Source organism: Flavobacterium sp. (genome assembly GCF_020217025.1).
Classification (GTDB): Bacteria; Bacteroidota; Bacteroidia; order Flavobacteriales; family Flavobacteriaceae; genus Flavobacterium.
On the sequence record NZ_JAIWOF010000196.1, the window covers coordinates 1 to 10,000 of the forward strand.

Here is a 10,000-nt window from a genome sequence, read left to right on the forward strand (position 1 = left end):
TGTTTTAGTGGAACCTCGATTAGCAACTTACAATCTTAATCCGGAAGAAATTGAAGCTAAAATCACATCGAAAACTAAGGCTATTTTGCCAGTTCATTTATATGGTCAATTGTGCGAAATGAAAGCTATTAATGAAATCGCTCAAAAGCATAATTTATTAGTTATTGAAGATGCCGCGCAAGCACATGGAAGTCAGTTTTCAGAAAATGAAACAGCAGGAAATTTATCGAATGCTGCTGCGTTTAGTTTTTATCCAGGAAAAAATTTAGGAGCTTTAGGCGATGCAGGTGCTATTACAACCAATGATGATGAGTTAGCAAATGTTTTGTTTTCCATGCGAAATTATGGTTCAAAAGTAAAATATGAAAACGAAATTATTGGTTTTAATTCAAGATTGGATGAACTACAAGCGGCTTTTTTAAATATCAAATTGAAACAATTAGATTCGGAAAATGAATTTCGTAGAAGTATGGCAAAACGCTATCTTTCGGAAATAAAAAATGATAAAATCATTATACCAAATTGGGATTTATCTCAAAATCACGTGTTTCATTTGTTCGTCATCAGAACTTCCAATCGAATGGATTTGCAAAATTATTTGAAAGAAAACGGAATTGAAACGATAATTCATTATCCAGTCCCACCACATAAACAAAAAGCTTTAGCGAATTGGAATACTATGTCGTTTCCTATTACCGAAAAAATTCATAAAGAAGTGTTGAGTATTCCATTGAATTCGGGTTTAAAAGCTTCCGAAATTCAACACATTATAACCACTTTAAATAACTATTAATTTTGAATATTTTAAAGAAAACACTTCAAAATCAATTATTTAAAGCGGCAACTTTAAATAGTGTAAGTATTTTAGTTCGTTTGATATCGGGTTTTATTTCTTCTAAGGCAATTGCTTATTTTATTGGACCTTCAGGAATGGCATTAATGGGTAATCTTAGGAATTTTACATCTACACTCGAAAATATCGGAATTTTAGGTTTGCAAAATGGAATAGTTCAAAACAGTGCTAAAAATCAAGAAAGTAAAGAACAATTAAACCATTGGGTAACTTCTTTATTTTGGTTTTTTTTCATTTTATCTTTAGCTCTGAGTTTTTTAGTTTTTCTTGGAAATGGATTTTTTGGAAAACAAATTTTTGGTTCTAGTTCTAATTATTATTTTATATTAAATTTTATTGCTTTTGTAATCCCTTTTCAAGTACTACATTTGTTTTTTGTAGCCATTCTAAATGGTTTTAGTGAGTACAAAAAAGTTACTTACGTTTCTATTTTTAGTTATGTTGTTGGGTTACTCACTTCTTTGTATTTAATGTGGAAATATGGTATCAATGGAGCTTTAATTTCGATTTCAGTATTGTCAATATTTCAGTTTTTATTTTCGGGATATTACTTTGGACAACATTTTTCTTTGCGATTAATTTTACAAAATAAAAAAATAGATTTTAGAAGCATAAATCACTTACTTCCGCTAGGATTAATGACGCTTTTTTCGGCGGTTGTAGGGCCAATTATTTATATTTTTATTAGGAATTTAATAAGTGAAGAATCATCATTAGATGCTGCGGGACATTATGAAGCAATGCAACGAATATCAGGGTTTTATATGATGTTTGTTACTACTTTAATAACATTTTATTTTTTACCAGAACTCACAAAAGCAAAATCATTAGATGAAGAACGCAAACTAACATTTGTATTTTACAAAGGCATAATTTCAATTTTTGGGATTGGATTAGTTGTAATTTATTTTTTAAGGCATTTTGTAATTCAAGTTTTATTAACAAAAGAATTTGAGTTGGTTTCAGATTTGTTTTTATGGCAACTTTTAGGTGATTTTTTCAAGGCATTATCTTTGATTTTAGGAATTCGTTTTTATGCTAAAAAAATAATGAAAGGCTATTTTGTAACGGAGATTATTTCATTTACAATTTTATTTTACTCGAGTTATTTTCTTATTCCAAAGTTAGGAAGTGAAGGCGCTGTAATGGCTTATGCAATAACTTATGCGGCTTATTTTTTTATTTTAGTTATTTATTTCAGAACATTATTCTTTAAACCAACAACCTAAATACTTCCCAGCTATAACTTTGTAATCATGTTCTTTTTCGATAAAATTTCGAGCATTCTCAGAAATTTCTATTATTTTTTCTGGATGTTCAATTAAATAGGAAAGCTTTGCTGCAATTTTGTTTTCATCAGGTAATGCATTAATACAAATTTCATCTTCTTGCAACTGATACTGATTTAAAAAATCGGTTTCAGCACCAGTAAAAACCACTTTTCCTTTCGTCATAGCTTCTAAAGCATTATAGCCTTGATCGTAAGCAAAAACTTGGTCTAGTAGAATATGTGCTTTGTTGTAAATGGAAATATATTCATCATACGGAAGGTTTTCAGTCACAATTATTTCTACTTTATCAGCATATTTTTTTCGAACGATTTCTAAAGCTTTTTCGAAATAATTAATTCCTTTTTTAAGATAACTCAATCGATTAATTCCAAGAAAAATTACGATTTTAGTTATGTTTTCTAAAGGTTGAAAAACAATTTTATCCGTATTTATTGGGTTTGGAATAAACGTGGTTGAAAATCCCATTTTTTGCATCGGAATTTCATAATCTAAATCAGATGTGATTAGTTGTTTACAATTTTTATTCAACCATTCAAAGGTTTTTCGATAACTTTCTTTTCGATATTTTAAAGGGAATTGAAAATGTTTTTCCAAAGATTTGTCTTGAAAATAAGGAGTTAAAACCGAATATTTTAGTTCGTTTTGAAACCAATAATCCACGACAGGAACTTCATCACCACAAATTAATAAACTTCGACTTTTGATTTTTTTGAACAGCTTTTTATATAAAAAACGTGATAAAATTGGATACGTTTCTAAAGCATCAGAATTAATCAGTTGTAAATGATCATACTTATTAAATTCGGATAATAGAAAATAAAATCGAATCGCTTTTTCAATTTTTTCTAAATCTAGATTTGAGACTTTTCGAATGCTTTTAAATAGAAAATTAGCTGTTTTGTTATTGTTACATATTCGAGCATAAATAGAATAATCAACTGGAAATTTCTTGAATTTATCACCACAACCCACAATTGTGACTTCATGACCAAGCGCTACTAATCCTTCTTTTAAAGAGTTGTGTAGTCTGCTGTATTCACCAAGTAATAGTATTTTCATAAATAAATCTAAGTCAAGTCACTAATCACTAATCACTAATCGCTATATTTGTGTAAATATAGTACAATTGCTAAATATGTATCAAAAAACGGATATTCAAATTTTAATTGCCACGATGAATCGAACTAATTTCGATTTTTTGAAAGCGATGTTTGTATTTTCTGATTTTTCAAATTTTAATTTATTAGTAATCAATCAAACGACTCCAGATAAATTATTACAATCTGATTTTGAAAATGTTGAAGTAATCAATTCTTTTGATAAAGGATTGTCTAAAAGCAGAAATTTAGCATTACAAAAGGCTTCTAAAGATTTGGTTATTTTAACTGATGATGATGTGGTTTTTCAATCGAGTTTTGAAAATTTTGTGTTAAATGCATTCAATTCCAATCCTAATCATGATGGTTTTCGATTTCAGTATGAAAATGAAAATGGAAATTTTCCCAAAAAATATCCAAAACGTTTTTTATCAAAACTTTCAAATTTTGAAATATTAAATGCATCTTCGGTTGAATTGGTTTTTAAAAAGGATAGTATCAAATCCAAAGGTGTACTGTTTGATGATAATTTTGGCTTGGGATCTACATTTTACATGGGAGAAGAAGCTATTTTTGTTTCTGATGTTATAAAAGAAGGTTTGAATATAGGTTTTGTACCAAAAACAATATTAATTCATTCCGATTTATCAACGGGAGAAAAAACAAGTAGTTCAGAATTATATTTTGTACAAAGTGCTGTTTTTTATCGCATTTTTGGTAAAATGTATTTATTTTGGGTAGCTTTGAAATTATTTTTTGATTTAAAACAAAGTAAAATTAACTTTACTCAAGTTTATTACCTATTTAATCAAGCGCTTAAAGGAAAAAAAGCTTATGTCAACGCTACAAAATTGTAAAATACTTTCTATTCCAAAGATTGAAGACCCTAGAGGAAATCTTTCGGTAATTGAAAATGATGTAATTCCATTTGATATCAAACGCGTTTATTATTTGTATGATGTGCCTAGTGGAGCTGAACGTGGCGGACATTCTCATAGAGAACAATATGAGTTTTTAGTTGCACTTTCAGGAAGTTTCGATGTGATTTTAAACGATGGGAATCAACAAAAAACAATTTCACTTAACAAACCTTTTGAAGGTCTTTTAATAACGAATGGAATTTGGCGTGAATTGAAGAATTTTTCTTCTGGTGCTGTTTGTTTAGTAATTGCTTCGGATGTGTTTTCTGAAGAGGATTATATACGTGAGTTTGAGGATTTTCTTGCGGCAAAAGTTTAATGATACACTGAAAATTCAATCCCGTATTTTTTTAATAAATGTTTCGTCTTTAAAAGGAAACGCAAAATAAAGCTAGGCATAAACAATAAGACTTTTGTTTTGAATGGAATTTTAGAAGTAATGTCTTTTAAATAAAAGTTTGATTTTTCTAAATCTCCAGCAATTCTAAATTGCAAAGCATATTCTAAACGATAAGAATCGAGAAAATTTCTCAAGTTTTCATTTTTGTTTTCTGCTTTTTGAAATTGGTCAAAATCCATTAATTTCTTTTTAGAAATAGGCGTTTTTGATAATTGATTGTCTAATGAAAAATTATATTCAACAGTAAATAAATTGGTTATTGCTACTGGTTTTTCAATTGCAATTTTAGTGTATAATTCTAAATCTTGACCGCTACTAATTTCTGAATTGAAAAGAAAATCGTTTTTTAAAACCGATTTTGGAATAGCAATGGCAGAAGTTAATCCAACTCGGTATGCTTTACTTGCTTTGAAAAAATCAGATAATATGCCTCTGAAATCATTAGAAGCCGATGGAGAATAAGTAGTTTTAAACGATTTCTTGTTGGAAATTTTCATGAAATACCGACTTCCATAAATACCACAATTTGGGAAATCGTTATAAAGTCTGAAAAGTTCTTCCAAATGATTAGGATACCAATAATCATCGGCATCTAAAAAAGCAATTAGTTCTCCAGTAGCTTTTTCAATTCCTAAATTACGAGCAGCCGCAGCTCCTTTGTTTTCTTGTTGAAATAATCGGATTCTATTATCTGAAAATTGCGAAACAATTTCAAAGCCATTATCTGTCGAACCATCGTTTACAATTATTACTTCAAAGTCTGTAAAAGTTTGAACTAATAAGTAGTTTAAGGTTTCTGAAATGATGAAACCTTTGTTGTAAAGTGGTATGACGACTGATATTTTTGGCATGTTTATTTGGTTGCAAAAAGTATAACTTCCTTATCAGAAAACCCTAAATAAGCGTCTTTTTCAAATTGCTTAACAGCAATAGTAAATCCTGAATTTTCTAAACGATTTTTCAATCCATCAATCGAATAAATTCTCACATGATCTTCTTGTCCAAAATGCAATAATCGCTCAGCTTCTGATGTAATTGAATAATCTTCATAGATTTCACCTTCTTTAAATGGTGTTTGAATCAAAGCGGTTCCATTAGGTTTCAAAACGCGATGTAATTCACTCATTGCTTTTACATCATCAATAACATGTTCTAAAATATGATAACAAATGATTAAATCAAATTGATTGTCTTGTTCTGGAATTTGAGTAATGTCGAAAGTAACGTCAGCAATAAAATCTCCAGATAAATCAGATGCAATATATTTTATGTTTTTTTCTTTTTTCCATTTTCGAAACAAAGGTCGAGAAGGTGAAAAGTCTAAAATTTGAATATCACTTTTAATATAGTTCTCTTTTGCTAATTGCCACAAACGGCGATCTCTGGAAAGACTTCCGCAATTAGGACAAAGTAAGTCGTGATTAGGTAAATGAACCCAATCTGAAGCTTTGAAATCACAAATAGTACATTCATGGTTGCTCCCTTTTTTAAAAATCGCATAGCATTTTCGTAAAATAGGTTCGATTCTAAAAAGTAATTTTTTAGGAATAAATCGGGTTAGACTATTTTTTAACGAATTATACATGTTGTTTTTGATTGAGTAAACAAAAGTAACCTAATTTGTATAAATCTAAAATAATCAAACTCGGATTAGAAGAAGTAAGGTTAGCAATCATCTGTTTCGAAAGTTTTTTAAACAAAAAACGAATCACACTATCAAGTTGCCAAAACTGAACGAATCGGTAAGCTTTCCCAATTTTGGTGTCTTTCAAATCTAATTTGTTACTTATAATCAACTGATTCAAAGTAGTTACTGCTTTTTCGGTTTTCTCGATAAAAGTTAAACTAGTTTCTGTATTAAAGTGAACTAATCGGTTTTCAATATGTTGAATAGGAATGTTATTGTTTTTTAATTGTTTGATAAAAACCACATCTTCATATCCATAATCTTTTACATTGTAAGGAAAATGATAGTTGGAAAGCAACTCTTTTTTGAGTAATAAATTCCAAGTAAACACAAAATGATAAGGGTTTTTCAAACGTTCCGATAATGAAATACTTTCGCGCTCATTACCATATTTCCAGCGAAGTAGTTTGTCTTTTTCCGGTTTTTGATTGGGATAAGTTACACCGCCAAATAAGACTTGTGTTTTTTTATCTATAGCAGCAATTAAGCCTTGTAAATACGTTTTTTTTTCTGGAAAAGCATCCGCTTCCATAATTAAAACATAGTTAAATTGCGCTCGATTATTTAATAAATTGATGTTGTTTCCTCTACCTAAATTTTCATGATTTAAAGTGTAAGAACAATGCTGTAAAAGATTGATCTCAGAGTTTTCTTGTAAGAAAGTTTTGCTAGCGTCATCCTGAACTAAGATTTCATAAGCAATCCCTAGAGCATCAGCCTGACTTTTTAATTCCGTAACTAATGGATAAACATTGTAGTTATATGTAGGAATTAAAATCGATAACATTTAAACCGTTCTTTGAACTACTTCAAACATTTTTCCACCTTCAAATTTCAACGTTTTTGATGGGTATTTTAAAACCAATGCATAATCGTGAGTTGCCATTAAAATGGTTTTTCCATTTGCATTAATTTTTCTTAGTACTTCCATGATTTCAACACTAGTTTGTGGATCAAGGTTTCCTGTTGGTTCATCCGCTAAAATTAATTCCGGGTCGTTCAATAAAGCTCTTGCAATTCCTACACGTTGTTGTTCTCCGCCTGAAAGCTGGTGTGGCATTTTAAAAGCAAATCCTTTCATGCCAACTTTATCTAAAACTTCTTCAATTTTAGCATCCATTTCAGCTTTTTCAATCCAACCTGTTGCTTTTAAAACGAAAAGTAAATTATCTTTCACACTTCGGTCAGATAATAATTTAAAATCTTGAAAAACAACTCCTAATTTTCTTCTCAAATACGGAATATCGCTTTCTTTTAAAGTTTTTAAATCATAGTCTACGACGCTTCCTTCGCCTTCGGTTAAAGCTAAATCTGCGTAAAGCGTTTTTAAGAAACTACTTTTTCCAGAACCTGTTCTACCAATTAAATAAAGAAACTCGCCATGTTTTACATCAATGTTAACATCGGTTAAAACTGGATTTTTATCTTGATAAATCGTTACATTTTTTAAGGATAGAACTGATTGCGACATATATAAATTGGATTTTAAAATGTAAAAGTAATAACTTATGGTTCTGTATCAAAATTTTAAACCAATTTCGATTAAAATTATTGTGTTTGGTTAAAAACTATGTTCAAAAATTGTACAATAATATGTTAAGAACCTTCGTTAATACTTACAATAAGCCTTATATTTGGAACTTATAAATAACGAATCACATGATAAAGTATTTAAAACTTTCTTTTTTAATGGTGTTTTTTTCGGGAACACTTTTAGCCCAACAAACTTCTGTTTACACGCACGAATTAACTGAGTTTAATCGCGCTGTAGAATTGTACAAAGACAAACAGTATCAAGCAGCTCAAATTCTATTCGATAAAGTAAAACCGAAAACCGATAATATGGAAGTAGAATCAGATTGTGCTTACTATATTGCCAATTGTGCGATTCGTTTGGACCAAATGGGAGCAGACGTTTTGGTAGAAAGTTTTGTAGAAGATTATCCAACGAGTACGAAAACGAATCAAGCGTATATTGAAGTAGCGCATTACTATTTTGATCAAGGAAATTATCCAAAATCTCTAGAATGGTTTGATAAAGCGGATTCGAATAATATGTCGCAAGCCGAAAGAGAAAAATATAATTTCCAAAAAGGATATGCTTATTTCACAGCTAAAAACACGAAAGAAGCTACAAAATACTTCAACCAAGTAGTAAATTCGAAGACTTTTGGAAGTCAGGCGAAATATTATTTAGGTTACATGTCGTATGAAACCGATGATTACAAAAGCGCGAATCAATATTTCGAGCAAGTTTCCGACCAAGACAAATACAAAGAAAAAATGGGCTATTTCCAAGCGGATATGAATTTCAAGCTTGGAAATTTCCAGAAAGCTATTGATTTAGGTTTAGAACAAATGCCAAAATCAAAAGGTGAAGAAAAAAGTGAATTATCGAAAATCATAGGAGAAAGTTATTTCAATTTAAAACAATACGACAAAGCGCTTCCTTATTTATTGGCTTATAATGGTAAAAAGGGAAAATGGACGAATACCGATTTTTACCAATTAGGTTACACGTATTACCAACAAAAAGATTACGAAAACGCCATTTCTCAATTCAATAAAATTATTGGTGGAAATGATAGTGTTGCTCAAAATGCGTATTATCATTTAGCAGAAAGTTATTTGAAAACCGATAAAAAGCAACAAGCATTAAACGCTTTCAAAACGGCTTCTGAAATGGAATTTGATTTGAAAATTCAAGAAGATGCGTATTTGAATTATGCAAAATTAAGTTACGAAATCGGAAATCCATACAAATCGGTTCCAGAAGTGATGAATGATTACATGGCGAAATATCCAAATACGCCTTACAAATCCGAAATCAATACGTTGTTGATTAGTTCGTATATTACTTCGAAAAACTATAAAGAAGCATTAGTTTTATTGGAAAAAAATAAATCTCCAGAAAATAAATTAGCCTATCAAAAAGTAACGTTTTACAGAGGTTTAGAATTGTATACTGATGGTGATTATAAAGGGGCTTATGCCTTATTTAAAAAATCGTTAGCCGAAAATAAAGATGCAAAATTCACCGCGAGAGCAACTTTCTGGAAAGCAGAAACCGAATACAATTTAGACCAATTTGAAGAAGCAAAATTGAGTTTCAAACAGTTTTTAAATTCGGCTGAAGCTTCAAATACGCCTGAGTTTGCTAATGCAAATTACAACTTAGCGTATTCGTATTTCAAGTTGAAAGAATATGAAAATGCAATTCAATATTTTGATACTTATACAAAATCGGCTAAAGATGATAGAGTTCGTTTAACGGATGCCTATTTGAGATTAGGAGATTGTAATTTTATGGCAGCAAAATATTGGCCAGCTATGGATGCGTACAACAAAGCTATCGATATGAAAAGTGTGGATGCGGATTATGCAGCGTTCCAAAAAGGAATCAGTTACGGATTTGTAAGCAAACCAGATCGTAAAATTGAAGATTTAGAGAAATTCTCAAAAACGTTTCCAAACTCGCAATATGCGGATGATGCTTTGTATGAATTAGGAAATACTTACGTAAATCAAAACCAAAACGATAAAGGAATTGCAACTTACGATAGATTAATCAACGGATACAAATCGAGTTCGTATGTAGCAAAAGCGATTTTAAAACAAGGATTAATTTATTACAACGGAAACAAGGAAGATTTAGCAATTACTAAGTTCAAAAAAGTAGTAGCTGAATATCCAAATTCACCTGAATCTATCGAAGCCGTTTCAACTGCACGACTAATTTATGTAGACAAAG

General features: G+C 30.0%; 10 protein-coding genes. 5 read left to right on the forward strand and 5 right to left on the reverse strand.

What is annotated here, in order from left to right; all coding sequences use genetic code 11:
* Together LDL23_RS10095 and LDL23_RS10100 are read left to right on the forward strand one after the other, a co-directional pair.
* A partial coding sequence (locus LDL23_RS10095) for a DegT/DnrJ/EryC1/StrS aminotransferase family protein (protein ID WP_291265584.1) occupies positions 1-793 on the forward strand: 793 nt, incomplete at its 5' end.
* Between the two features lie 2 nt (positions 794-795).
* The gene (locus LDL23_RS10100) at positions 796-2,082 is read left to right on the forward strand and encodes an O-antigen translocase (protein WP_291265585.1); all 1,287 of its coding nucleotides are present in this window, start codon (positions 796-798) and stop codon (positions 2,080-2,082) included.
* On the opposite strand, the gene LDL23_RS10105 is transcribed toward LDL23_RS10100, so the two are convergent.
* On the reverse strand, positions 2,059-3,204 hold the full coding sequence (locus LDL23_RS10105) for a glycosyltransferase (protein ID WP_291265586.1): 1,146 nt from the start codon (positions 3,202-3,204) through the stop codon (positions 2,059-2,061). The two genes, LDL23_RS10100 and LDL23_RS10105, sit on opposite strands and share 24 nt — an antisense overlap.
* A gap of 76 nt (positions 3,205-3,280) precedes the next feature.
* Here LDL23_RS10105 and LDL23_RS10110 point away from each other — a divergent pair, with 76 nt between their 5' ends.
* Together LDL23_RS10110 and LDL23_RS10115 are read left to right on the forward strand one after the other, a co-directional pair.
* Positions 3,281-4,099 carry a glycosyltransferase family 2 protein gene (locus LDL23_RS10110; protein ID WP_291265587.1) on the forward strand — a complete coding sequence of 273 codons (819 nt, stop codon included), beginning with the start codon at positions 3,281-3,283 and terminating at the stop codon, positions 4,097-4,099.
* Positions 4,077-4,481, forward strand: coding sequence for an FdtA/QdtA family cupin domain-containing protein (locus LDL23_RS10115; RefSeq protein WP_291265588.1), 405 nt, complete (start codon positions 4,077-4,079; stop codon positions 4,479-4,481). Before LDL23_RS10110 ends, LDL23_RS10115 begins: the two co-directional genes overlap by 23 nt.
* Here the strand turns inward: LDL23_RS10115 and LDL23_RS10120 are convergent.
* From LDL23_RS10120 to LDL23_RS10135, 4 genes are read right to left on the reverse strand one after another with little or no spacing between them, the layout of a single operon-like run.
* Positions 4,478-5,413, reverse strand: coding sequence for a glycosyltransferase family A protein (locus LDL23_RS10120; protein WP_291265589.1), 936 nt, complete (start codon positions 5,411-5,413; stop codon positions 4,478-4,480). The two genes, LDL23_RS10115 and LDL23_RS10120, sit on opposite strands and share 4 nt — an antisense overlap.
* 2 nt (positions 5,414-5,415) lie before the next feature.
* A complete protein-coding gene (locus LDL23_RS10125; protein WP_291265590.1) occupies positions 5,416-6,147 on the reverse strand; it encodes a bifunctional 2-polyprenyl-6-hydroxyphenol methylase/3-demethylubiquinol 3-O-methyltransferase UbiG in 732 nt (243 codons plus the stop codon).
* On the reverse strand, positions 6,140-7,036 hold the full coding sequence (locus LDL23_RS10130; RefSeq protein WP_291265591.1) for a glycosyltransferase: 897 nt from the start codon (positions 7,034-7,036) through the stop codon (positions 6,140-6,142). The genes LDL23_RS10125 and LDL23_RS10130 overlap by 8 nt, the downstream gene beginning before the upstream one ends.
* Positions 7,037-7,720 carry an ATP-binding cassette domain-containing protein gene (locus tag LDL23_RS10135; RefSeq protein ID WP_291265592.1) on the reverse strand — a complete coding sequence of 228 codons (684 nt, stop codon included), beginning with the start codon at positions 7,718-7,720 and terminating at the stop codon, positions 7,037-7,039. It lies immediately after the preceding gene.
* 188 nt (positions 7,721-7,908) lie between these two features.
* Between LDL23_RS10135 and LDL23_RS10140 the strand changes: the two genes are divergently transcribed.
* Positions 7,909-10,000 (forward strand): tetratricopeptide repeat protein (locus tag LDL23_RS10140; protein ID WP_291265593.1); only part of this gene is annotated, 2,092 nt, incomplete at its 3' end.